This is a genomic window from Afipia massiliensis (assembly GCF_001006325.2).
Taxonomy (GTDB): domain Bacteria; phylum Pseudomonadota; class Alphaproteobacteria; order Rhizobiales; family Xanthobacteraceae; genus Afipia; species Afipia massiliensis_A.
In genome coordinates this window covers 2,102,141-2,125,412 of sequence record NZ_LBIA02000001.1, presented here as the reverse complement: position 1 = coordinate 2,125,412, position 23,272 = coordinate 2,102,141, and the positions used below count along the sequence as shown (strand labels likewise).

Here is a 23,272-nt window from a genome sequence, read left to right as displayed (position 1 = left end):
AGAATGAGCCAGACCAGTGCCGCAACCGCGACCGGGTCCGCCGCACAGGCGGAGGCCTTGCTGCAGACTTTTGCGCGGGCTGGCTACACCCATGCGCGGCCGCCGATCCTGCAGCCGGCGGAACCGTTTCTCGATCTGTCCGGCGAAGACATTCGCAAGAGCCTCTATCTGACCACCGACGCCACCGGCGAGGAACTGTGCCTGCGGCCTGATCTCACCATCCCGGTGGCGCGCGAGTATCTCGCGTCAAAGCGCGCAGGCGCCCCCGCGGGGTTCTCTTATCTCGGGCCGGTGTTTCGTTTTCGCGGCGGCACCGCCAGCGAATTCAACCAGGCCGGCGTGGAATCCTTCGGCCGGCAGGATCGCGCGGCGGCTGACGCGGAGATGCTGGCGCTCGGCGTCGAGGCCGCGGCCGCCTTCGGCGTCGCGAGCCTCGATATTCGCACCGGCGACGTCGCACTGTTCGCAGCGCTGATCGACGCGCTCGATCTGTACCCGGTCTGGAAGCGCCGGCTGATCAAGGATTTCAACCGCAAGATCTCGCTCGCGCAGGATCTGCAGCGCCTGACGCTGGAGACCGGCAAGACCCGCAATGAATATGAAGGCGTGCTGGCCGCGCTCGCAGGCTCGGATCGCAAGGCTGCGCTGGCGCTTGTCACCGACCTGATGTCGATCGCCGGCACCAGCAATGTCGGCGGCCGCACCGTGTCGGAAATCGCCGACCGCTTTCTCGAGCAATCGACTCTCAAGGGCGGCGCATTGCCGCGCGACGCGCTGCAGTTGATCGAACGCTTCCTCGGCATTGCCGGCGAACCGGACGATGCGGCAAGCCAGTTGCGTACGCTGGCCTCGGACGCGAAGCTCGACCTGAACGCTGCCATCGACCAGTTCGAAAGCCGCACCGGTTTCATGGCCGCACGCGGCATCGACACCAAGACGATCCGCTTTTCCACCGCGTTCGGACGCGGTCTCGATTACTACACCGGCTTCGAATTCGAACTGCACGCCAAGGGCAACAGCACGGAGCCGCTGGTCGGCGGCGGACGCTATGACGGGCTGCTGACGCGGCTCGGCGCACGCGCGCCCATTCCAGCGGTCGGGTTCTCGATCTGGATCGAAGCGCTTTCGCAAGGGAGCGCCGCATGAGCACGCCGTTCGTCGTCGCCGTTCCCTCCAAGGGACGCCTGCAGGAAAACGCCGAGGCCTTCTTCGCGCAAGCCAACCTGACGCTCGCAAAGCCCCGTGGCGCGCGCGAATATCGCGGCACCATGCCCTGCCTCGACAATGTCGAGATCGCCTATCTCTCAGCCAGCGAAATCGCTGCCCAGCTTGCGCGCGGTGCGGTGCATCTCGGCATCACCGGCGAGGATCTGATCCGCGAGAACATTCACGACGCCGACAAGCGCGTGATGCTGATCGAAAGCCTCGGCTTTGGCAGCGCCAACGTCGTTGTCGCCGTGCCGCAGGCGTGGATCGATGTGCGCACCATGGCGGACCTCGACGATGTCGCGACCTCGTTCCGCGCCCGGCACAATCACCGCATGCGGGTGGCGACCAAGTACATCAACCTGACGCGCAGTTTCTTCGCCGCGCAGGGCGTCGTCGATTACCGCATCGTGGAAAGCGCCGGAGCGACCGAGGGCGCCCCCGCCGCGGGAACAGCCGAACTGATCGTCGATATCACCACCACCGGCGCCACGCTCGCGGCCAACGGCCTGAAGGTGCTCGACGATGGCGTGATGCTGCGCAGCCACGCCAATCTCGTGGCCTCGCGTGAGGCCGACTGGTCGGACAGCGCACGGGAGACGGCGCGGATCATCCTCGATCACATCGCGGCCAGTGCCCGGGCACGCAAATACAAGGAAGTCCGCACCCGGTTCGCGGCCTGCGATGCCGCGCTGCTGGCCGAGGCTCATAACCGGTTCGGCGTGGTGTCGCCGTTCGGCGGGCCGACCTCGTCGGGCATGGTGACGCTGCACTGTCCGCCGGCTCAGCTCTATGCGCTTGGGAGTTTCCTGCGCGATCGCGGCGCGGAGACGGTATCGGTCGCGTCGCTGGACTATGTGTTCGACCGCGACAATCCGCTTTTCGCCAAACTCCAGACATTCCTGGGGCAATAGGATTCAAGGCTTGCGGCGGTGCAACCGACCATCAGACACTCCGCTACCTTGGCGACAGCGCGGCGATGACCATATGATGATCAGGAACATGACGCCGAACAATGTGAAGCGGTTTTCGGATCGCATCATGCCCGGACGTAACGTGCTGGAAACCGACCGATGACGCCGAGTGCCGATATTTCGAACCTGCCAGGCAGCAGCCGCGCTCCGGCTGCGCAAGGCTCACCGACTCAGGGCCTGTCGATCGTCGTGCCCGTTTACAACGAGGCGGCGGGTCTCGCCCTGCTGCATGAACGTCTGTGCGCGCTCGCCGGCACGCTCCGGCAGACATACGACCTCGCCTGCGAAGTGGTTTATGTCGATGACGGATCGAGCGACACAACGCTGAGCATCGCACGCGGTCTGCCGCCGACGGCGCTCGATGTGCAGGTGGTGTCGCTGTCGCGCAATTTCGGCAAGGAAGCCGCATTGATGGCCGGGCTCGATCATGCCCGCCGCGGCGCGGTGCTGTTCATGGACGGCGACGGCCAGCATGCGCCCGAACTGGTGGAGCGGCTGGTCAAGCACTGGATCGTCGACGGCTACGATGTGGTCTATACCGCGAAGGCGCACCGCGACAACGAGTCGGCGCTGCGGCGGCTCGGCGTGCGCACTTTCTACACGCTGATCAACTGGGGTGCGCGTCAGAAAATTCCGGAAGATGCCGGCGATTTCCGCTTGCTGTCGCCCCGCGCGGCCGCGGCCTTGCGGCAACTGCCGGAGCGCAATCGTTTCTTCAAGGGGCTGGCGACCTGGATCGGCTTCAAGCAAATCCGCGTCGACTACGAGCCGGAAGCCCGCGCCCATGGCGTCACAACTTTCAGCCCGGGACGTTTGCTCGGCCTGTCGATCGAAGGCCTGACCTCGTTCTCGGTGGCGCCTTTGCGTGCAGCCAGCCTGCTCGGGTTGTTGCTCGCCTTCGTCGCGTTCCTGTTCGGCCTGTCGATCCTGTGGGAGACCTTCATCGACGGCAAGTCGGTCCCCGGCTATCCCTCGCTGGTGGTCGGCCTGATGACCATCGGCGGCGTGCAGCTCATCATGATCGGCGTGGTCGGCGAGTACATCGGCAAGATCCTGTCCGAGATCAAGGCGCGCCCGATCTACTTCGTCGCGGAGCACAGCGTGAAGAACGCCGACGCCGGGGCGGCTGCCGACAAGACCCCGCAGACCGCGGCTGAATGAGCGTGGATTTGCCGCCGCGCCGCATCTGGTTGTGCGCCGACGATTACGGCATGAGCCCGGGCGTCAATCGCGCGATCCGCGAGTTGATCAGCATGAAGCGGCTCAACGCGACCTCGGTGATGGTGGTCGGTGCCGCTGTCGATCGCACCGAGATAGATGGTTTGATGCAGGCCGTCGCTGCCAATCCGAACTGCGCCATCGGCCTGCATGCGACGCTCACCGCCCCGTTCCACCCGCTAACCATGCATTTCAAGCCGCTCAACGGCGGCCAGTTTTTGCCACTCGGCAGGCTGTTGCGCGCAAGCCTGCTGCGGCGGCTCGATCCGGAAATCATTCAGGCTGAACTGCTGGCGCAGATCGCCGCCTTCAGACAGATGTTCGGGCGCGCACCCGATTACATCGACGGCCATCAGCATGTGCAGTTGTTTCCGCAGATCCGCGACGCGTTTCTCGCTGCGTTGAAAGACGCGGCTCCCGGCGCGTGGGTGCGCCAGTGCGGCCGCAGCCTGCCGTTGGCGCAGCGGCTCGACAGTCCGAAGGCGCTGCTGCTCGATACGCTGAGCGATACGTTCCGCAAGAAAAGCGCCCGCCTCGGCATCGCATTCAATCCAGGTTTCGCGGGCGCCTATGACATGGTGCGCGGCCGCGACTTCGCCGACGCGATGCAGGGCTTTCTCAACGGCCTGCCGGACGGCGGCCTTGTGATGTGCCATCCCGGTTTCGTCGACGAGACGCTACTCAGCCTCGACAACGTGACCCATCAGCGCGAACGCGAATTCGCGTTTCTGGCCGGCGACGATTTCCCGCGTATGCTGGCCGCGAACAACGTCACGCTCGACCGGGCCTGATGGTTCAATGCGTGGGTTAAGTCTTTTTGTCGCACCGCGATGACCGGCTTTCCTAAATTTAATTCGCGCCGGGACTTAACCCGACACAATGCGGCCTTACATCATGACGCGCATTCGCATGCCGGATGCTTCAGGAGGATGTTATGACGCCACAGGAACGCCAACTCGTCGACGATCTGTTCGACCGCCTTGCGAGGCTGGAGACGTCGCCACGCGAGCCGGATGCGGATGCCGCGATCGCGCAGGGTTTGCGCCGCGCGCCCAACGCCGTCTACGCGCTCGTGCAGACCGTGCTGGTGCAGGACGAAGCGCTGAGGCGTGCCGACGCCCGCATTCAGGAACTCGAAGGCGGCGCCGAGCAGCAGCAACCCTCCGGCGGTTTCCTTGATTCGATGCGCGATGCGATTCTCGGCCCCGGTCAGGGTCGCGGTTCGGTGCCGAGCGTGCGTCCAGGAGACGGTTCGCAACGTGGTCCGGTCTGGAACAGCGGTGAGGCGCTGGGACAGGCCGACGCGCGCATGGGCGGCGATCCGCGCATGAACGCTGATCCCCGTATGAATGATCCAAGACTTAATGATTCAAGACTTAATGATTCAAGGCTCAATGATCCAAGGTCTGGAAATCCGGGTGGTGGACTGTTCGGCGGCGGCAATGCCGGTGGTGGCGGCGGCTCGTTCCTCGGAACAGCGGCGGCAACGGCGGCCGGTGTCATCGGCGGATCGATGCTGATGAACAGCATTCGCGGCATGATGGGCGGCGGGAGCAGCCAGCAGCAGAGCCTCGGCAACACCGCAGAGTCCGGCGGCAGCAAGATGCCGTGGGATAACAGCAGCCAGTCCTCGGGCAATCTCGCGCGCGATGCGGGCGTCAACGACGTCGGCAAGAGCGGCAGCGGCGACAGCCAGCGTCAGAGTTCTTACGATCAGGCGCAGGCCGACACCGATCAGGGCCACGATGACGATGATGATTACGGTGACGACGACTTCGATGATGGCGACAGCGATTTCGCCTGATTGGTGTCGCACCGGACAAAAGAAAACGGCCGCTGGTATCCTGAATCCGAAGTTCGCCAGACTTTCGCGGCACTTTCCGCAGCGAACTTCGGATTCGAAAGGACACTAGCCCAATATAATTCTGGTGCGGTTTTGGTTCGCAAGTCCGCAAATGGACCCTGCTTCACAATCAGGCGGACTTGCGAACCACCGCACCAGGTTCAGCGGCCGTTTTTATTTGAACTTGGAATCGCTCAGATGACGATAACACGCGTGCCGACGTTCACCCGGCCATAGAGATCGATCACGTCTTCGTTGCGCATCCGGATGCAGCCCGAAGAGACCGCCATGCCGATGGTCCACGGCTCATTGGAGCCGTGAATGCGATACAGCGACGAGCCGAGATACATCGCGCGCGCGCCGAGCGGATTTTCCGGACCACCTTCCATGTGACGCGGCAGATCGGGACGGCGCTTGAGCATTTCCGGCGGCGGCGTCCACGCCGGCCATTCCTTCTTGGCGGAGATCGTCTTCACGCCGGACCATTCGAAGCCCGGCTTGCCGACACCGATGCCGTAGCGCAGCGCCTTGCCGCCGCCCTGCACCAGATAAAGAAACCGGTTCGGCGTATCGATCACCAGCGTGCCCGGTGCATGCCGGCCACTGTATTCGACCACCTGCTTCTCGAATTTCGGGTCCATCCCCGGACGGACAGGTTCGATCCCCATATCGCCCTGACGCATATCCTGACGGTACTGCGGATCCATCGGCGGCAATCCCCCGCGCGACGGCATCTGCTCATAGCGTTGCTCGTAGCGCGGCGCCTGATAATTCGGGTCGCCGGACTGACCGCCGCTGAAAAGGAATTCGATCAAGCCGCCGCCCATATTGGATCGCTCTTGATAGGCAACGCGGATCGGCAACGGCGGTGTTGACGGAGGTTGCGCGTAGATCACGCGGGGCTCGTCAAATGCGAAGGCCTGTATGGAACTGGCGCCAAAACACACTGCGCCCGCCATGAGCGCGAGGGACATTTTTCTGGTCATCGCGACGTACTCTGCACTGTTTCGTCGTTGACGCGCGGACAGCGCGCCTGAACACGCTCAATTTAGATTTAAAATCGCGTCGGTTTGGTAAACGGGGCCGGGTTTGGGATTCACCACGTCAACAAGTGCGGCGTGTTCCTCGCGGTAGCGTTTATTTTCGATGAAGGCGCGAACCGCATGGTTAATCGTTGGTATGCAGCGCATTCTGCATAATGGCATCCGCAATTCCGTTTGAAACCTCACGTTAAAAGTCAGCGGGTACAAACACTTCATCAGGGAGTGGGGAAAACCATGGCCGTACAGCGTAAGCGATTTCGTATTGAAAGAATTCAGTCTGGCGATATGCCGGTACTCGACCTCATCGAAGGCGATGCCGCGCCGCATCACAATCAGATCATGAGCGAGCTGCGCGCCATTCGCGCGCAGATGGCATCTCATCACAACGGACCGGTCGCCGAGCAGGACGCAAATCCTTCGCCGCAGGAACTGACGGAAGCCCAGCAGCTCCTTGGAAGCTATCGCGCCCAAATCGAGCAGTGCGAAAAGCTGAAGGTCGAACTCGATCTGATTCACGACGCCATCAACCGCACCAAGCAGGAAATCGCGGTGCTGCACGGCAAGAGCTTCAGCGGCGACGAGATGTCGAAAGTCACCGGCGAACTGGGCGCAGTTGTCGGCGGGACCGAGGAAGCCACCCAGCAGATCCTCGAAGCCGCGGAGGCGATCGATCAGGCCGCCAGCGCGCTTGGCAAAGTGATGCCGCCAGATCAGCAGGCTCAGCTCAGTGAAGACATCCAGGAGCGCGTCGTCAGCATCTTCGAGGCCTGCAACTTCCAGGACCTCACCGGCCAGCGCATCAACAAGGTGATGACGACGATGAAGTTCATCGAGCATCACATCAACGTCATGATGGAAATCTGGGGCGGCGTCGATGCGATCAAGCAGCACGCTCCGGCCATCATCGACACCCGCGTCGGCGATGCCAAGCTGTTGAACGGCCCCAAGGGCATGGACGACGAGGGACACGCCTCGCAGGACGATATCGACGCGATGTTCGGCTAAGCGCCGCGACATTTCAAAACAGGTTCAAAGAGCCCGGAGGCCTCGCTTCCGGGCTCTTTGCTTATGTCGACCGCCGAAGCGCCGCGAAACACGCCAGCGCCAGCAGAATGCCTGCAATCGAGATCTCAAGAGCCCCCTGATCGGACCAGCGTTCGATCACGAATGCCAGCGCGAAAGGCGCCAGCGCCTGGAGAATCTGCGCCGGCCGGGATATTCGCCCCACCACGCGCCCATATCCAACAGCCCCGAACATCGCCAGCGGCAAAGCACCGCGCGCAATCGTCACCACGCCGTTGGCCGCGCCATACATCAGGGCGAACAGGGCCGCGATCCCGATGGAGAATCCTGCCGTTGCCAGCAGGATGAAAGCGCAGGCCATCAACGCCATCGAGACGCGCGCCACCCAGAGCGGATGCAATCGCCCTCCGGTCATGAAATCGGCAAACCGCGTCAGAACCTGAGCAGGCCCGAACAGCGCCCCGATAAACACAGCCGTCCCGGCATCGAGACCACCGCGTTGCAGGATTGCGAGCAGATGCGTGGACGTCCCGGACAGCACGAAGGCGTGGGCTGCAAATCCCGTGGCCATCAGAATGAACGGCCAGCCGCTCGGCGGAATGATCTTGGCCGGGGCGGCTATCGGAGCGCCCGCCACCGGCGGAGGCGGCACATGCACCGCGTGGCGCGGCAGCGCAAATGCGTGGAGCGGCGCGACAATGAAAACAAGTACGCCGGCGAAAACGAAATAGGCACTGCGCCATCCGCCGTGTTCGATCAATAAATGGGTCACGGGCCATGCCACGGTGGAGGCGAGGCCACCGGCAAACGTCACCAGCGTGATCGGCCGTCGCGACGCTGTCCCGAAGATGCGGGTCAGGGTGGTGAATGCCGGATCATAGAGGATCGACGCCATCGCGACGCCGAGCAACATCCAGCCCAGAACATAGAGCCAGTATCGATCCGCGAGCGGCAGGATCAGCAGGCCGAGCGCGCCGATCAGCGCGCCGAAGGCCATCACCAGATTCCCGCCGTGCCGATCGATCAATCCGCAAGCCAGCGGGGCGCACAGACCCGAGACGCCAAGCGCGATGGAGAACCCCGCCAGCGCCTGCGCCAGCGACCAGCCATGGGCGGCGGCGATGTGCGTCATGGTGAGCGCGGGCGGATAGAACAGAACGCCCCAGCCCAGCACCTGTGTGATGGAAAGAACAACGACCGCGCGGCTAGGCCCGGAGCTTAGTACCTGCAGCCCGGCCATTGCGCTTGCACGTCCCCGACGTCGACAATTATCCGTCCGGCGGGATTATAACCCCGCGCCTCAGGCGCGCGGTGCGCAGCGGACGTACACCATGGTTCCATAGCGGCTGGAGGCATCCTTGTCGATGAACCGAGTCATCAACACCCGTCCGTCGAACGAGACGATCTCGCGGTCTTTATCACCGCCGGCCGGCCCTGCCGGGCCGATGTAATTCTTGCCGCCCTGGCTGCCCTTCAGGCGCAATTCCTGCGGCGTGGCTTCGTCCGGCAGATGCATGATGACGCCGCCGCTGGCACCCTGCCCGATCACGTAGGGATTTTTGCACTGCCCGCGCGCGGCGGTTTCCGTGCGGGTCTTGTCGTCGGGCTTGTGATAGGAGGCGAGACCCCACCGTCCGACGATTTCATCGGCCCTGATGGTTGCGGGGACTTCGGGCGCCATGGCCGGTTCCTGCACCGTGGCCTGGCCGCCGCCGAAGCCGCCAAAACCGCCGCCACCGCAGGCACCGAGAAAACCCGCCAGCAGCGAGACGCCCGCTAGCGTGACGATCTTGGAGGCGTTGGTTCGTTCGCTCACTATTGTCATGGTGTCTCCCGGCAAGAACACGTGGCTGCCTGCCAGACCGACAGACCCGCCGTCACACTGCGTGAGCTGACCCCCGTCAATACGCAGCGTTCCCCTTTATGGTTTCCAGATCATCCTATATTGGCCTCACCAAGGCCTTAAGAGCCTTGCTTGACAGGATCGGCGGCAACCCATATTCCGGCCCCGTCATTAGCACTCTTGGAGCGCGATTGCTAAGGGCAAGGCTTCATCCCCAAGGGGTTAGCTGAGCCCATTATCCACGCCTCGCGCCCCGCCGCACGTCAAATCTTACCTAACCAACGCCCAAAGGACATCCGATGGCCAAGACAACTTTTCGCCCGCTGCATGATCGTGTCGTCGTCAAGCGCATCGATGCTGAAGAGAAGACCAAAGGCGGCATCATCATTCCCGACAGTGCCAAAGAGAAGCCCTCGCAGGGTCGGGTTGTCGCCGTCGGCCCCGGTGGCCGTGACGAATCCGGCAAGCTGATCCCGATCGATCTGAAGGCCGGCGACACGGTGCTGTTCGGCAAGTGGTCCGGCACCGAAGTGAAGCTCGACGGTGAGGAACTCCTCATCATGAAAGAGTCCGACATCATGGGCGTGCTGAACTAAGCCCACCCATTCTCCATCTGCCGTCATCCTTCGAGGCTCGCGCTTCAGGATGGCGGGAACACACATCATCAGGAGTAAACCCCATGGCTGCCAAGGACGTTAAATTTTCCGGAGACGCGCGTGATCGCATGCTGCGCGGCGTCGATATCCTCGCCAACGCCGTCAAGGTGACGCTCGGTCCGAAGGGCCGCAACGTCGTCATCGACAAATCGTTCGGCGCTCCCCGCATCACCAAGGACGGCGTCACCGTCGCCAAGGAAATCGAACTCGAGGACAAGTTCGAGAACATGGGCGCGCAGATGCTGCGCGAAGTCGCCTCCAAGACCAACGACACCGCGGGCGACGGCACCACCACCGCCACCGTGCTGGCCCAGGCGATCGTGCGGGAAGGCGCCAAGTCGGTTGCCGCCGGCATGAACCCGATGGATCTGAAGCGCGGCATCGACATTGCCGTGACCGCCGTGGTCAAGGATATCGAGAAGCGCGCCAAGCCGGTCGCCTCCTCCGCTGAAATCGCGCAGGTTGGCACCATCTCGGCCAACGGCGACGCAACGATCGGCAGCATGATCGCCAAGGCGATGCAGAAGGTCGGAAACGAAGGCGTCATCACGGTCGAGGAAAACAAGGCGCTCGAAACTGAAGTCGACATCGTCGAAGGCATGCAGTTCGACCGCGGCTATCTCTCGCCGTACTTCGTGACCAACCCCGAGAAGATGACCGCCGAACTGGAAGACGCTTACGTGCTGCTGCACGAGAAGAAGCTCTCCGGCCTGCAGGCGATGCTGCCCGTGCTCGAAGCCGTGGTGCAGACCGGCAAGCCGCTGCTGATCGTCGCCGAAGATATCGAAGGCGAAGCACTCGCAACGCTCGTCGTCAACCGTCTGCGTGGCGGCCTGAAGGTCGCTGCTGTGAAGGCGCCGGGCTTCGGCGATCGCCGCAAGGCCATGCTGGAAGACATCGCGATCCTGACCGGCGGTCAGCTGATCTCCGATGATCTCGGCATGAAGCTCGAAAGCGTCACCCTGAAGATGCTCGGCCGCGCCAAGAAGGTCGTGATCGACAAGGAAAACACCACCATCGTCAACGGCGCCGGCAAGAAGACCGACATCGAGGCGCGCGTGAACCAGATCAAGGCGCAGGTCGAGGAAACCACCTCGGACTACGACCGTGAGAAGCTTCAGGAGCGTCTGGCCAAGCTCGCTGGCGGCGTCGCGATCATTCGCGTCGGCGGTGCCACCGAGATCGAGGTGAAGGAAAAGAAGGATCGCGTCGAGGACGCGCTCAACGCAACCCGCGCCGCCGTTCAGGAAGGCATCGTTCCCGGCGGCGGCTGTGCGCTGCTGCGCGCCAAGAAGGCTGTCGGCCGCATCCAGAACGACAACTCCGACGTTCAGGCCGGCATCAACATCGTGCTGAAGGCGCTGGAAGCTCCGATCCGCCAGATCGCCGAGAACGCCGGCGTTGAAGGTTCCATCGTTGTCGGCAAGATCCTCGACAACAAGACCGAGACCTTCGGCTTCGACGCGCAGAACGAAGAGTATGTCGACATGGTCGCCAAGGGCATCATCGATCCTGCCAAGGTGGTTCGCACCGCCCTGCAGGACGCAGCCTCTGTCGCCGGTCTGCTGGTTACCACCGAAGCCATGGTCGCCGAGCTGCCGAGGGAAGCAGCGCCGGCAATGCCGGGCGGCGGCGGAATGGGTGGCATGGGCGGTATGGGTGGCATGGGCTTCTGAGCCCGCGACCCTCGCCTCAACGACATCATCAAAGGCCGCCTGCGGGCGGCCTTTTTTATTGTCTCATATCCAAGAATCACCGCGACAATCCGGTCCGCTTTTGAGATTGTCCGGCGGCTGCGAACCATTCCGATTCAGGATCTAACTCATGCGCGCATTGATGATTGGCTGCACCCTCGCACTGGTGGGAGCAGGATCATGGTCAGCGGTTCAGGCCCAGACCGCCAAGGACGCAAAGGCCGGACCTCCCGCGAGCGAGGTGCGCTACTTCAACACGCTGGGCGATCTGCTCGGCGAACTTCCGGTCGATACCTTCATCAAGGAAACCCGTCAGGGCGGCAAGGTGGTCTCGGCGCTGCTCGACGTCTGCTACTCGGTGTCGACCAGTTCGGATCGCAAGGATCGTTTCACCATCGACCTGAAGGTGGACGGCGAGAAGCTCTCCGGCAGCGGACAGAGCATGGAGAACAAAACTCCCGTGACGGTCAGCCTGATCCGCAAGGGCGGCAAATCGGTCTCCTTCGATGGCAAGATTACGCTGGGCGGCCATCTCACTTCGGTGTCGTCGCCGGACAACTCCGACGTGGACGAAAAGGAATTCCAGCAGTCGCAGGTGGTCGATGACGATCTCAGCGAAGCACCGAAGGATTTTACCCTGGTGTCGCCGCAGTCGGTGGCGGTGCGGGTCAAGCGCGAGAATTTCGCCGAGCTCGTCAAGAGCCTGAAAGGCCAGAACGTGCAGATCGCCCTCGACAGCATCGCGACCGATTGTAATGCGCTGCGCTCGGGCGAGCAGGTGCTGCGTTTCTTCGTCGATCCGGCGCGCGCGCCCGGCCTGATCGCGAGCCTGAAGACAGCGTCGGGCGTGGTCGCGGCGGGCTGGACCTCCGGCACCTACGACATGGAGCGGGCGATCCGCTTTGCCGCCGGCGACTGGAGCCAAGCCGGGAAACTGAACCGCGACAGGTTCACATCGGCGCTGACCGCCATCGCAGCGAAAGTCATGGGCGCGAAGCCGGCAACATCGACATGGAACGACGCCACCGGCGAACTCACCTTCACCCTCAAGCGCCCGAGCCAGTTGGCGCCGGCGCTGGACCTGACCGAAACGCTGGAAATCACCGCGCTCGTCAGTCCTGACAAGCCCGGCGGATCGGACCGCCTGATCGTCTGGCTTGGTGTGCCTTCGAGCAAAACCACGGACGAGACCGCCAGTCCTCAGTTGCAGTTCTCGGAGAGTTCCGGCGGCGAGGAAGAGAGCACGTTCAACGACGACGACGGAATGATCAAGGCGGTCGCAACCGAGCTGAAAGGTCAGCGCTGGGACACCGACAAGGCAACATGGAAATAGCCCACCGACGCGCACCTCTCCGCCGCAGGATTCGATAGCGCATGGCGCGCTACGACGCCGTCATCGTTGGCGCGGGCCTCGGCGGTCTCACCACCGGCGCGATCCTGGCGCGGGCGGGCCGCAAGGTGCTCGTCATCGAGCGCAGCAATTCGGTCGGCGGCGCGGCCTCGAGCTATAAGGTCGGCGACCTGTTCGTCGAAGGCTCATTGCATGAAACCAGCGACCCGAACAATCCGCGCGATCCCAAGCACGACCCGCTCATGCGCGCCGGTGTGCTCGACGCCGTGACATGGATTCCGTCAAACACTTTCTATGAGGTGCGGGGCGGGCCGGTTGGCGCACCGCTCACCTTGCCCGACAATTTCGATGCGGCGCGGCGCGCATTGATTCAGCGTTTTCCTGATGTTCGTGAGGGCATCGAGCGCCTGCTCGGCGAAATGGAACAGATCGCGTCTGCGGTCGGCGTGTTGTCGCGTGGCGCGCGTATCTTCAAATCGCCATCGCAAGCCCTCGGCGCATTGCGCAGCATGCTGCCCGCGATCCGCGACTGGAATCTGTCGCTGTCGCAAAAGCTTGACCGGGTGTTCGGCAACAACGAAGCGGTCAAGGCCGCACTGGCCGCGAACCTGTCCTATTACCATGACGATCCCGCCACGACCTGGTGGGTGTTCTTTGCAGCCGCCCAAGGCAGCTATCTCTTGAGCAGCGGCCGTTTCGTGCAGGGCGGATCGCAACGCCTCTCGAGCGCACTGGCGCGGGCCATCAAGACTGCAGGGAGTGACGTGATCCTGCGGCGAACAGCCAGCGCGATCAGCGTGGATTCGAACGACCGTATCGCAAGCATCACGCACACGGCAAAGGACGGCAGCGATCCGCAATCCGTGGAGACTACGCGTGTCATCGGCAACGCCGCGCCGGAAATACTGGCCGCGCTGCTGCCCGAAACCAGCGGCGCGAAACTCCTCGCCGCTTACGGCCATCGCCAGCGCTCGATCTCGTTGTTCGCGCTTACGCTCGGCCTTATGAGGCCGCCGCGCGAACTTGGCGTCAGCAGTTATTCGACACAGTTGCTGCCGGACTGGATGACGAAGCTCAACGACTATGCGCAGGCAACCGCGCTGATGGCCGATGAACCGGGGAGACGGATGCCACCGCTGGCGATCGTCGATTATGCAGCGATCGAGTCGGGAGTTCCCGCGCCGCCTTACGTGCTGTCTGTCGTCGGGCCCGATCTGCTGTCGAACTGGACCGGCGGCGATCAGGACAGTTACCGCGCCAAGCGCGCTCGCTGGCAGGATGCCCTCGTCGGATATCTCGACGGACACTATCCCGGCCTGAGACAATCCATCACCGCATCGACCTTCAACACCGCGCTGTCGGTGCAGCAATATCTCGGCGCGCCGCAGGGCGCTGTCTACGGTTTCGCACCGACGCCGCCATGCTCGCTGTTCAGCACACAGAAACGATCACCGGCGACGCCGATCCCGGGACTTTACCTTGCGTCGGCCTATACGGGATTCGGCGGCTATACCGGCGTGATCCAGTCGGGCGGAGCGTGTGCGGACATGATCCTGCGCGAGCGCTGACTGCTCAGTTCGTACTCAGCCGGAACCGCAATGTCGTCGCACCGATGAACGAAATGAAATCGCCCTGCCGTTTCCAGGTCGCCGCCGCGCCGAGCGCATTCAGCAGCGCATCGTCAGCCTGTGCGCGCTCGGGCGTACAGCCGCGATCTTCCATCGCGCCGGGGACGAAGATAACGGTGTCGTTGGCCACCGAGAACTGCCCCTTGCCCGCCTTGCACCACAAATCCAGTGTGGCTTCACCGTTGTCACCGATCTCAAGCGTCGGAATTTTCTTCGATCCCGGCTGCGGGCGGGCCTCGAGAGTCATTTCCAGTCCGAACGGAAATTCACTGGCGGCTTGGGCCGGTGCAAGTCCAATGATGCTGGCCGCGAAAGCAAGACCGACGATGGCGTGTCGCAGAACCGTCATGGTGACCTCAGGAAGATTTCAACCGCGCGCGGTTCTAGACGTTTGCACCTGAATTTTCCAGTGCGCGCGCGGCCTAAACTGATCTCGCACCGCCGGGTCGGCGCGTCTGCAAGCTGGAGAGCACAAGCGTGTGATGAGAACGGTGAGCGCGCGGACCCAGGCCCCAATATACTCACAATGCCGCTCAACGGCCCGCCAGTCTCCCGCTGTCGGCAGCATGCTAGGAGTGAGCACCGCATGATAGACGACATGCCGCAGATCCGACGTTTTTCCACTTTCAGGTAGAGAGACATTTCTCGCGAAATCTCAGAACCTTACGGCTCTTTCAAGGAGAATTTTTCTGTGAACGGTATTGGCTCGACGCTCAAAACGGTGTGGCGGATTGCTGCACCCTATTTCCGCTCCGACGACAAATGGGCCGGTCTCGCCTTGCTGACCGCGGTGATCGTGATCGAACTCGCGACCGTCGGCATCAACGTGCTGCTGAACTCGTGGAACAACCGCTTCTACAACGCGCTTCAGGAACGCAACTGGGAGAGCTTCGTCTCCGAGATCATCTACTTCACGGTCATCGTCACGATCTTCATCATCATCGCGGTCTATCAGCTCTACCTGAACCAGTGGCTGCAGATCCGCTGGCGCAAATGGATGACCGAACGCTACCTCGGCGAATGGCTCAGCCACGCCACCCATTACCGGATGCAGCTTCAGGGCGACGCCGCGGACAATCCCGACCAGCGCATCACCGACGACGTCAAGCTGTTCGTGGACCGCACGCTGAACATCGGCGTCGGCCTGTTGAACGCCATCGTCACACTGGTCTCGTTCGTCGTGATCCTCTGGACGCTGTCGAGCGCAGCCCCGCTGCATCTGTTCGGCCAGGACATCAATATTCCGGGCTACATGGTCTGGGGCGCTCTGATCTATGCGGCGCTCGGCACATGGCTGACGCATCTGATCGGGCACCCGCTGGTCGGACTGGATTTCAGGCAACAGAAATACGAGGCGGATTTCCGCTTCAATCTGGTGCGGGTTCGCGAAAATTCCGAACAGATCGCGCTGCTTGACGGCGACACCGCCGAGCGCCAGCGCCTGCTGACGCGGTTCGGATTCGTGGTCGAGAACTGGCTCGGCATCATGAGCCGTACCAAGAAGATAACGGCGTTCACCGCGAGCTACTCGCAGGCTTCGGTGATCTTTCCCTACATCCTCGTCGCGCCGGCCTACTTCGCCAACAAGATGCAGCTCGGCGGCATGATGCAGACCGCGTCCGCCTTCGGCAGCGTGCAGGGCGCGTTGTCGTTCTTCATCTCGACCTATCGCACCCTCGCCGAATGGCAGGCCGTGGTCGCCCGCCTCAACGGCTTCGAGGCCGGAATCGACGCGGCCAAGGCGCTCGCGGTCAGCCCCGGCTCGATCCAGCCTGTCGCCACACCGGACTCGGGCGTTATCGCGCTGGACGATCTGCTGCTTACGTTGCCGAACGGGAAGCCCTTGGTGCAAACCTCCGGCTTCAAGCTGCGAAGCGGCGAACGCACGCTGGTCACAGGTCCTTCGGGCTCGGGCAAATCCACCCTGTTCCGCGCCATCGCCGGGATCTGGCCATTCGGCAAGGGCGCGATTTCGATTCCGAAGGGCGCGTCGCTGATGATGCTGCCGCAACGGCCTTATTTTCCGGTCGGCTCGCTTGCGTCGGCAATCACCTATCCCTCGAAGGACGATACCTACAGCGCGGCCCAGCTCGGCGATGTCCTGAAGCTCGTCGGTCTGCCCGCGCTGGCGGCGCGGCTTGACGAGGAGGGACACTGGAACAGGACGCTGTCGCTGGGCGAACAGCAGCGGCTCGGCATCGCACGCGCGCTATTGCACACGCCGCAATATCTGTTCCTTGATGAAGCCACCGCGTCACTGGATGAACCGTCCGAGGCGCTGCTCTATCGCCTGATCGCGGAGAAGCTGCCACAGACCACCATCGTCTCGATCGGGCACCGCAGCACGCTCGAAGCATTCCATCAGCGCGAGGTGTCGCTGGTGCGATCCGGCGAGCAGTTCACGCTTGGCGATAGCGAGCGGCCCGCGACAGTGACGTGATCCATCCTTGAGCCAGTGTTGCGGCCATGGTTCGCGCCGCCCCGGCGGTGCCAGACCAAGGCGAACGCTGCCAGCAGCAGCGCTCCGGCGAGAATCAGCACAACCGGACTCAAAGAAAAAGGGCGGCAGATTTCTCTGCCGCCCTTAGACCTTCAAATGAGAAAGATTACTTCAGAGCGCCGAGGGTCACGTCGGCCGAGAGCTTGGCGATGAACTGATCGCCGCACCACTTGGAGCCGAACCCGCCCGGATTGATCGGGCTGAACGAGCCAGTCTGCTGAGCGGTGAAGTCGCCAGTGAAGGCGTTACAATTGGCCTTCGAGAGATCAGTGCCAGAGTAGCGCAGGTCGAGAGTGAAGACCTTGTAGGTGAAGCCGACGCCCACGTTCCAGGTGTTGTAATCGGCATAGTCGATGCCGTTAGGTCCCAGTGCGATTGCAAGCGAGTAGAACGAGTCGGTGGTGCCGAGCCACTGGCGGCCGAATTCACCCGACACGTAGGCGCCGATGCCGCTGGTGCCGAAGAAGGTGCCCGGTGCAGTCAGCTTACCGGTGATCGAAGCGTAGGTGCCGTCAGCGCCGGAGTTCAGGAAGTTCGGCGAGTAGAACACGTTGCCGCCCATCGCGAAGTAGTCGTTAAAGGTGTAGTTCACCTTGCCGTAGACTTCATAGAAGCTGACGTCACCCTTGAGGGCGTTCAGACTGGGAAGAACGGCGTTCGCGCCGACCGGGCAAACAAGGCCACCGCCGAGCTGGCCATCGGTGCACTGCCCGCCTGGATACAGATAACCGAACACACCGAAGTCGAATGCGAGGGCGCCGAAGGTCGGGCGGATACCGGCGTAGACGTCGATTTCAGCAGCAGCGCGGTTGGTGAAAGAGATGCTCGCACCGCCGACACCGGCGTAGAGCTGCAGGTTCGGGTTGATGTTGTAGCGCGGCTCGAAGTAAGCGGCGACCGAAGCATTCTTGTTCGACTGCGTGATGCCGCGGAACACATAATTGCTCGCGATCGACGCGCCGAAGGCGACATCCCAAGGCGACACGACAATCGGTGCCGGAGCCTTGGTGTAGACCTTGCCGAGATCGGCTGCCGATGCCGAACCCAGACCCATCGCAACGGTGACTGCTGCAACGGACAAACTTACTTTCTTCATGACGATCCCCATCATCGTTTAAAAAATCCAGTCCGATTGCCGAAGGTCCGAATGACAAGCGCAAATCGACTGCGTGGAATTCAATTTCGTGCCCCCACAGTGGTGGCCAAATTCATGTGCGTGAAGCAAAAAACCCAAGCAATTGCCGCCTTTTTAGGCGTTTCAAGCCCTGTGAATGCGGTTCTGCCGCAGTGTTGCATTCCAACAACAAATTTCGGCCCCAATTGAATGCGCGACGGGTTCGATCCCCAATGGCGATCAAGTCAGGCCCTCGATACCGCAGGAAATTGTCCGGTGCCGGTGTGATTCGACCTCCCGGGGGGTCCCAAAACGACAAAAGCCGCAGCGATCTGCGCTGCGGCTTTGCGGGAGGAATGCAGCGCACCTGCCGAAGCAGGCGCCCGACCTCAATTGTTGCTGTCGTCGTTGCCGGAGCCGAAGCCCGACGACCAGCTGGGAGTTGATGCCGGAGCCGGGCTGGACCAGCTCGATTCGGCAGGAGCCGGCTCGGGTGCCGGGGCGGGAGCAGGCTTCGGAGCGCGCTTCCTGGCGGCCTTTTTGGGAGCGGCCTTCTTTTTCGGAGTGGCCTTTTTTGCGGATGATTTCTTCGCCGATTTCTTTGCCGACTTCTTCGCAGCTTTCTTGGAAGCCTTCTTGGCGGACTTTTTCACGGCCTTTTTCGCCGACTTCTTGGCGGATTTTTTCGCTGACTTCTTCTTCGCAGCCTTCTTGGAAACTTTCTTGGCGCTCTTCTTCGCCATCAGCTTTTTAGCTTTTTTGGCCTTCGATTTCTTCTTCTTTGCCTTAGCCATTGTGGTCCTCCTGTTACCGCCAGCCACACGTTGCACCGGCGCTCAAGCTCTCCCAACGTGGGGGCCCTTCATTGATCCCATCAACAAATCCGGCCGAGGCCCGCCTGTCGCCCAATCGAGCAGTTCAATCGTATGCACCACAGGGACTGACGTTCCATCGGCACTTTCCACCGAGCCTATCTGCACCATGCAACCGATGTTACCGGCGGAGATAACGTCCGGCTTCGTCGATGCGATGTTGGCGATCTTCCGTTCGCGCAGTCGCCTCGCAATGTCGGGCTGGAGGATGTTGTACGTTCCCGCCGAACCGCAACACAGATGACTCTCAGGCACATCTTTCACCACGAATCCGCTCTTGGAAAGCAATTCTTTCGGAAGCTGCGTGATTTTCTGTCCGTGCTGTAACGAACATGCGGAGTGATACGCGACGACGAGATCGTTTTTGCTTTGCGGCCACGCGATCTCGATGCCCGCGACGTACTCGGTCACATCCTTCGCAAGAGCCGAAATACGTGCGGCTTTTGCTGCAAAGGCCGCGTCTTCGCGCAGCATGTAGCCATAGTCCTTGATGGTCGTCCCGCATCCCGACGTGGTCACGAGGATGGCGTCGAGACCGTTCCGGTCGATCTCGTTTGTCCACACCTCAATGTTCGCCCGCGCACGCGTCAGCGCATCGCGGTCGCGGCCCATGTGATGGGTCAGCGAGCCGCAGCACTGCTCATCCGCCACCAGCACGACCTCGATGCCGTTGCGGGTCAGCATCCGGATCGCCGCCTGATTGATCCCCGGCGAAAGAACCTGCTGGGCGCAGCCCTGCAACAACGCGACACGGCCGCGCCTCCGGCCCTCGGCGGGGAAGACCGTGCCACCGGACGGCCCCGGCGGCGGCAATCGTCCTGGCGCGAGCGCAAGCATCGCACGCAGCCGCTCGAAGAATGTCGGCGTGGTCTGGCCTTGGGGCAAGGCCGGCAGCAACGCCGCGAACGGCCGGGCCAGCCGGGCCGCGATCATGCTGGCGCGAAACAGGCCGGGACGCGGCAGGACCTGCGCGAGGATGCCGCGCAGAAATCGCTCGGACAGCGGCCTTGAATACTCGTCTTCGACCTTTACCCGCGCCTGATCGACCAGGTGCATGTAGTTCACCCCCGACGGACAGGTGGTCATGCAGGCCAGGCACGACAGGCACCGATCGATATGCTTGACCACCTCCTGTGTCGGCTTGCGGTCGTTCTCGAGCATGTCCTTGATCAGGTAGATCCGGCCGCGCGGACTATCGAGTTCGTCGCCGAGCAGGACGTAGGTCGGACAGGTCGCGGTGCAGAATCCGCAATGCACGCAGGCGCGCAGGATCTTGTCGGCTTCGCGAATGTCGGGATCGGCAAGCTGGGCGAGGGAAAATTCGGTCTTCATGACGTCACCGGTTCCGGATCATGCGCGCACCATCCGGCCGCGGTTCAGGATATTGCGGGGGTCGAAGCTGGCCTTGACGCGCAGACCCAGCGCCGCGACGCCCGCCTCCTGCGGGTGGAAAACATCGACGGTATTGCGCACCTGATCGGTGGCGCGAAGCAGCGTGGCGTGGCCGCCCACGGGTTTCAGGCGCTCCCGCAGCAAAGCGGCATGGGCGTCCATCGCCGGAGGCAGCGCCGCCCAGATCAGCCCGCCGCCCCAGTCGTAGATCACGTCGCCGCCGGTCTCGCGCGCCAGCGCCTGACCGAACGCGCCGCCGGAAGCCGGCGGGCAGACGATCCGCCACACCGGCCATGCGCCCAGCGAGCCTGACGCCGCAAACGGCGTCACATCGCGAATCGAGGCCCAGACCGATGCGGACACCTCGTCCTCTATCATTTCCGCGGCCCCGAACGCGGCGAGCGCCTGGCTCACCGACCCCGCACGATGGGAGGCCGAGGCGCCGATGCCCTCGAGCCGGATCAGCGTCACCGACTGACGGGATTCGCCAAGACCGGACAGCGCCCCGCCTGCAGCCCGGAAGATCGATGCCGGAAGGTGCGCCACGCCCGATACGTCATAGGGAGATCCAAGCGCCATGGTCATTGCCCGGTTCGCCGCAACGTCATCGAGGCCGCGCAGCACCAGCGTGCGCTCGGTTTCCGCCTTGGGCATCACCTTGAGCGTCACCTCGGTCATCACCGACAACGTGCCCCACGATCCCGCCAGCAGCTTGCAGAGGTCGTAACCCGTGACGTTCTTCACCACCTTGCCGCCGGTCTTGAATGACTCCCCGAATCCAGAGACGGCATTGGCGCCGAGCAGATGATCGCGCGCGCCGCCGGCCTTGATCCGCCGTGGACCGGCCAGACCTGCGGCGATCATGCCGCCGACGGTGCCGGCGTCGCGCGGCGTTCCCAGAAGCACCGAGGTGTCCATCGGGTCGAATGCGAATTGCTGGTTCTTGGAATCGATCAGCGAGAGCAGATCGGCCATTGGCGCGCCGGCCTGAACGGTGACGATCAGCTCATTGGGCTCGTAGGACGTGACGGCGTTGAGCGCCGACAGATCGAGCACCGCATTGGTCGCCATCGGCAGGCCGATCAATCGCTTGCTGCCGTGGCCGACGACCTCCAACGGCTGCTCGGCAGCGAGCGCATCGCGCACCGCCTGCTCTACATCTTTCGCATCACGTACTTTCAACGTATCCACGCCGACGGCCCTTTATCCGTATCAACAAGCATTTTCTGCTCGTCATGCGCGGGCTTGACCCGCGCATCCATCAAAAATGAAAAGTGACTGAAGCGATGGATTGCCGGGTCACGCCCGGCAATGACCATCCAGAGCATCTGGCCGGCCAAGGTGCCTGACATCAGAATCTCGGAATGTCCGGAAACGCGAGCTTGCCGCCGTGGACATGAACCCGTCCGAGTTCGGCGCAGCGATGCAGCGTCGGAAACACCTTGCCGGGATTGAGCAGTCCTTGCGTATCGAACGCACACTTCAGCCGCTGCTGCTGCGCGAGATCGATGTCGCTGAACATTTCCGGCATCAGGTCGCGCTTTTCGACGCCGACACCATGTTCGCCGGTCAGCACGCCGCCGAGCTTGACGCACAGGCGCAGGATGTCCGCGCCGAAGGCCTCGGCCTTGTCCATCTCTTCGGCGATGTTGGCATCGTACAGAATGAGCGGATGAAGGTTGCCGTCGCCCGCGTGGAAGACGTTGGCGACGCGCAGGCCGTATTTCTCGGACAGGTCGCGGATGCCGGCCAGCGCTTCCGGCAGCTTGCCGCGCGGAATGGTGCCGTCCATGCAGAGATAATCCGGCGAGAGCCGCCCGACCGCCGGAAACGCCGCCTTGCGGCCCGACCAGAACAGCAGCCGCTCCTGCTCTGAATTCGAGATCTGCAGGGTGGTCGAGCCACAGGCGCGCGCGATCTTCTCGACGCGTTCGATCAGTTCGTCGACTTCAACCTTCGGACCATCGAGCTCGATAATCAGCAGGGCCTCGACATCGAGCGGGTAGCCCGCGTGCACGAATGCTTCGGCAGCGACGATGGCGTTCTTGTCCATCATTTCCATGCCGCCCGGAATGATCCCGGCGCCGATGATGTTGGCGACGCATTGTCCGGCGGCCTCGATCTCCGCGAAGCCTACCATCAGCGCGCGTGCGGTTTCCGGCTTCTGCAGGATGCGCACCGTCACTTCGGTGACGACGCCGAGCAGGCCTTCCGAGCCGTTGATGATGCCCATCAGGTCGTAGCCGTCATTCTCGGGCGCCTTGCCGCCGATCCGCAGGATCTCGCCGGTGATCAGCACGAATTCGCAGCCGAGCACGTTGTTGGTCGTCATGCCGTATTTCAGGCTGTGAACGCCGCCGGAATTCTCCGCGACATTGCCGCCGATCGAGCAGGCGATCTGAGATGACGGATCGGGCGCGTAGTAGAAGCCTTCGTGCGCCACGGCCTGGCTGATGGCGAGGTTGGTGACACCGGGCTCGACCACGGCCACCCGGTTGTCGAAATCGATCTCGCGCACGCGCTTGAACTTGCCGAGCCCCAGCAACACGCCGTCCGCCAGCGGCAACGAGCCACCCGACAGTGAGGTGCCTGACCCGCGCGGCACCACCTTGATGCCATTATCGTAGCAGTATTTCAGGACATGCGAGACCTGCTCGGTGGTGTCCGGCAGCACCACGACCATCGGCGGCTGACGGTAGGCGGTCAGCGCATCGGACTCGTAGGGTTGCATTTCCCGCGTCGTGGCGATGACGCCCTCGCCAGGAACGATCTTGCGCAAAGCGGCGACGATCTCGTCGCGGCGGCCAAGCACCGCCTGATCCGCTTCAGGCATCATGATGGACATACGCGCACTCCAAAAACGGCGCGTGGTGTCACGCCTTGTTGCTCTGATATATCAGCACGTCTTGCGCTAT

21 protein-coding genes are annotated in these 23,272 nt (G+C 62.7%); 11 read left to right on the top strand and 10 right to left on the bottom strand.

The window, feature by feature from the left end; translation table 11 throughout:
• The first annotated feature begins 3 nt into the window (after positions 1-3).
• From YH63_RS10080 to YH63_RS10060, 5 genes are all read left to right on the top strand, one after another.
• Positions 4-1,146 carry an ATP phosphoribosyltransferase regulatory subunit gene (locus tag YH63_RS10080; protein ID WP_046827721.1) on the top strand — a complete coding sequence of 381 codons (1,143 nt, stop codon included), beginning with the start codon at positions 4-6 and terminating at the stop codon, positions 1,144-1,146.
• Positions 1,143-2,120 carry an ATP phosphoribosyltransferase gene (gene hisG / locus YH63_RS10075; RefSeq protein ID WP_046827722.1) on the top strand — a complete coding sequence of 326 codons (978 nt, stop codon included), beginning with the start codon at positions 1,143-1,145 and terminating at the stop codon, positions 2,118-2,120. Before YH63_RS10080 ends, hisG begins: the two co-directional genes overlap by 4 nt.
• Before the next feature lie 159 nt (positions 2,121-2,279).
• Positions 2,280-3,341, top strand: coding sequence for a glycosyltransferase family 2 protein (locus YH63_RS10070; RefSeq protein ID WP_046827723.1), 1,062 nt, complete (start codon positions 2,280-2,282; stop codon positions 3,339-3,341).
• Positions 3,338-4,189 (top strand): ChbG/HpnK family deacetylase, encoded by an 852-nt coding sequence (locus tag YH63_RS10065; protein WP_046827724.1) that lies wholly within the window; start codon positions 3,338-3,340, stop codon positions 4,187-4,189. Before YH63_RS10070 ends, YH63_RS10065 begins: the two co-directional genes overlap by 4 nt.
• 143 nt (positions 4,190-4,332) lie before the next feature.
• A complete protein-coding gene (locus YH63_RS10060) occupies positions 4,333-5,202 on the top strand; it encodes a DUF2076 domain-containing protein (protein ID WP_046829616.1) in 870 nt (289 codons plus the stop codon).
• A gap of 233 nt (positions 5,203-5,435) precedes the next feature.
• On the opposite strand, the gene YH63_RS10055 is transcribed toward YH63_RS10060, so the two are convergent.
• Positions 5,436-6,227, bottom strand: a complete 792-nt coding sequence (locus YH63_RS10055) for a L,D-transpeptidase (protein WP_046827725.1) — start codon at positions 6,225-6,227, stop codon at positions 5,436-5,438.
• Between the two features lie 291 nt (positions 6,228-6,518).
• Between YH63_RS10055 and YH63_RS10050 the strand changes: the two genes are divergently transcribed.
• Complete coding sequence (locus YH63_RS10050; protein ID WP_046827726.1) at positions 6,519-7,289, top strand: protein phosphatase CheZ; 771 nt, start codon at positions 6,519-6,521, stop codon at positions 7,287-7,289.
• A gap of 61 nt (positions 7,290-7,350) precedes the next feature.
• Here the strand turns inward: YH63_RS10050 and YH63_RS10045 are convergent, their stop codons facing one another.
• Both YH63_RS10045 and YH63_RS10040 read right to left on the bottom strand, forming a co-directional pair.
• Positions 7,351-8,547: an MFS transporter gene (locus YH63_RS10045; RefSeq protein ID WP_046827727.1), complete on the bottom strand. Its 1,197-nt coding sequence runs from the start codon at positions 8,545-8,547 to the stop codon at positions 7,351-7,353.
• A 60-nt stretch (positions 8,548-8,607) separates the two neighbouring features.
• The gene (locus YH63_RS10040; RefSeq protein ID WP_046827728.1) at positions 8,608-9,132 is read right to left on the bottom strand and encodes a hypothetical protein; all 525 of its coding nucleotides are present in this window, start codon (positions 9,130-9,132) and stop codon (positions 8,608-8,610) included.
• Between the two features lie 317 nt (positions 9,133-9,449).
• Here YH63_RS10040 and groES point away from each other — a divergent pair, with 317 nt between their 5' ends.
• The 4 genes from groES to YH63_RS10020 all read left to right on the top strand — a co-directional run bounded on the left by groES (position 9,450) and on the right by YH63_RS10020 (position 14,419).
• The gene (groES, locus tag YH63_RS10035; RefSeq protein ID WP_046827729.1) at positions 9,450-9,746 is read left to right on the top strand and encodes a co-chaperone GroES; all 297 of its coding nucleotides are present in this window, start codon (positions 9,450-9,452) and stop codon (positions 9,744-9,746) included.
• An 83-nt stretch (positions 9,747-9,829) separates the two neighbouring features.
• Positions 9,830-11,482 carry a chaperonin GroEL gene (gene groL, locus YH63_RS10030; RefSeq protein WP_046827730.1) on the top strand — a complete coding sequence of 551 codons (1,653 nt, stop codon included), beginning with the start codon at positions 9,830-9,832 and terminating at the stop codon, positions 11,480-11,482.
• A gap of 148 nt (positions 11,483-11,630) precedes the next feature.
• On the top strand, positions 11,631-12,833 hold the full coding sequence (locus YH63_RS10025) for a hypothetical protein (protein WP_046827731.1): 1,203 nt from the start codon (positions 11,631-11,633) through the stop codon (positions 12,831-12,833).
• Between the two features lie 41 nt (positions 12,834-12,874).
• A complete protein-coding gene (locus YH63_RS10020; protein ID WP_046827732.1) occupies positions 12,875-14,419 on the top strand; it encodes a phytoene desaturase family protein in 1,545 nt (514 codons plus the stop codon).
• Positions 14,420-14,423: 4 nt separating this feature from the next.
• Here the strand turns inward: YH63_RS10020 and YH63_RS10015 are convergent, their stop codons facing one another.
• On the bottom strand, positions 14,424-14,828 hold the full coding sequence (locus YH63_RS10015; RefSeq protein WP_046827733.1) for an META domain-containing protein: 405 nt from the start codon (positions 14,826-14,828) through the stop codon (positions 14,424-14,426).
• A gap of 342 nt (positions 14,829-15,170) precedes the next feature.
• Between YH63_RS10015 and YH63_RS10010 the strand changes: the two genes are divergently transcribed.
• Positions 15,171-16,919: an ABC transporter ATP-binding protein/permease gene (locus YH63_RS10010; protein ID WP_046827734.1), complete on the top strand. Its 1,749-nt coding sequence runs from the start codon at positions 15,171-15,173 to the stop codon at positions 16,917-16,919.
• Between the two features lie 166 nt (positions 16,920-17,085).
• Here YH63_RS10010 and YH63_RS10005 read toward each other — a convergent pair whose 3' ends face one another.
• The 6 genes from YH63_RS10005 to YH63_RS09985 all read right to left on the bottom strand — a co-directional run bounded on the left by YH63_RS10005 (position 17,086) and on the right by YH63_RS09985 (position 23,202).
• Positions 17,086-18,075: a TorF family putative porin gene (locus YH63_RS10005; RefSeq protein WP_046829617.1), complete on the bottom strand. Its 990-nt coding sequence runs from the start codon at positions 18,073-18,075 to the stop codon at positions 17,086-17,088.
• A gap of 407 nt (positions 18,076-18,482) precedes the next feature.
• Positions 18,483-18,887, bottom strand: coding sequence for a hypothetical protein (locus YH63_RS10000; RefSeq protein WP_046827735.1), 405 nt, complete (start codon positions 18,885-18,887; stop codon positions 18,483-18,485).
• Positions 18,888-18,929: 42 nt separating this feature from the next.
• Positions 18,930-20,297 carry a glycolate oxidase subunit GlcF gene (gene glcF, locus YH63_RS09995; RefSeq protein ID WP_046827736.1) on the bottom strand — a complete coding sequence of 456 codons (1,368 nt, stop codon included), beginning with the start codon at positions 20,295-20,297 and terminating at the stop codon, positions 18,930-18,932.
• Between the two features lie 18 nt (positions 20,298-20,315).
• Positions 20,316-21,548 carry an FAD-binding protein gene (locus YH63_RS09990; protein ID WP_046827737.1) on the bottom strand — a complete coding sequence of 411 codons (1,233 nt, stop codon included), beginning with the start codon at positions 21,546-21,548 and terminating at the stop codon, positions 20,316-20,318.
• Positions 21,536-21,709: a hypothetical protein gene (locus tag YH63_RS21615; protein ID WP_170978679.1), complete on the bottom strand. Its 174-nt coding sequence runs from the start codon at positions 21,707-21,709 to the stop codon at positions 21,536-21,538. The genes YH63_RS09990 and YH63_RS21615 overlap by 13 nt, the downstream gene beginning before the upstream one ends.
• Positions 21,709-23,202: an FAD-linked oxidase C-terminal domain-containing protein gene (locus tag YH63_RS09985; RefSeq protein ID WP_046827738.1), complete on the bottom strand. Its 1,494-nt coding sequence runs from the start codon at positions 23,200-23,202 to the stop codon at positions 21,709-21,711. Before YH63_RS09985 ends, YH63_RS21615 begins: the two co-directional genes overlap by 1 nt.
• Positions 23,203-23,272 lie beyond the last annotated feature (70 nt).

Bases quoted from the DNA above. Each gene is read 5' to 3' on its own strand.
- groES (WP_046827729.1), top strand. From the start codon at position 9,450: ATGGCCAAGACAACTTTTCGCCCGCTGCATGATCGTGTCGTCGTCAAG.
- YH63_RS10065 (WP_046827724.1), top strand. From the start codon at position 3,338: ATGAGCGTGGATTTGCCGCCGCGCCGCATCTGGTTGTGCGCCGACGAT.
- YH63_RS21615 (WP_170978679.1), bottom strand. From the start codon at position 21,709: ATGTCAGGCACCTTGGCCGGCCAGATGCTCTGGATGGTCATTGCCGGG.
- YH63_RS10070 (WP_046827723.1), top strand. From the start codon at position 2,280: ATGACGCCGAGTGCCGATATTTCGAACCTGCCAGGCAGCAGCCGCGCT.
- YH63_RS10025 (WP_046827731.1), top strand. From the start codon at position 11,631: ATGCGCGCATTGATGATTGGCTGCACCCTCGCACTGGTGGGAGCAGGA.
- YH63_RS10000 (WP_046827735.1), bottom strand. From the start codon at position 18,887: ATGGCTAAGGCAAAGAAGAAGAAATCGAAGGCCAAAAAAGCTAAAAAG.
- glcF (WP_046827736.1), bottom strand. From the start codon at position 20,297: ATGAAGACCGAATTTTCCCTCGCCCAGCTTGCCGATCCCGACATTCGC.
- YH63_RS10020 (WP_046827732.1), top strand. From the start codon at position 12,875: ATGGCGCGCTACGACGCCGTCATCGTTGGCGCGGGCCTCGGCGGTCTC.
- hisG (WP_046827722.1), top strand. From the start codon at position 1,143: ATGAGCACGCCGTTCGTCGTCGCCGTTCCCTCCAAGGGACGCCTGCAG.
- YH63_RS10015 (WP_046827733.1), bottom strand. From the start codon at position 14,828: ATGACGGTTCTGCGACACGCCATCGTCGGTCTTGCTTTCGCGGCCAGC.
- YH63_RS10055 (WP_046827725.1), bottom strand. From the start codon at position 6,227: ATGACCAGAAAAATGTCCCTCGCGCTCATGGCGGGCGCAGTGTGTTTT.
- YH63_RS10060 (WP_046829616.1), top strand. From the start codon at position 4,333: ATGACGCCACAGGAACGCCAACTCGTCGACGATCTGTTCGACCGCCTT.
- YH63_RS10040 (WP_046827728.1), bottom strand. From the start codon at position 9,132: ATGACAATAGTGAGCGAACGAACCAACGCCTCCAAGATCGTCACGCTA.
- YH63_RS10005 (WP_046829617.1), bottom strand. From the start codon at position 18,075: ATGAAGAAAGTAAGTTTGTCCGTTGCAGCAGTCACCGTTGCGATGGGT.
- YH63_RS10050 (WP_046827726.1), top strand. From the start codon at position 6,519: ATGGCCGTACAGCGTAAGCGATTTCGTATTGAAAGAATTCAGTCTGGC.
- YH63_RS09985 (WP_046827738.1), bottom strand. From the start codon at position 23,202: ATGTCCATCATGATGCCTGAAGCGGATCAGGCGGTGCTTGGCCGCCGC.
- YH63_RS10045 (WP_046827727.1), bottom strand. From the start codon at position 8,547: ATGGCCGGGCTGCAGGTACTAAGCTCCGGGCCTAGCCGCGCGGTCGTT.
- groL (WP_046827730.1), top strand. From the start codon at position 9,830: ATGGCTGCCAAGGACGTTAAATTTTCCGGAGACGCGCGTGATCGCATG.
- YH63_RS10080 (WP_046827721.1), top strand. From the start codon at position 4: ATGAGCCAGACCAGTGCCGCAACCGCGACCGGGTCCGCCGCACAGGCG.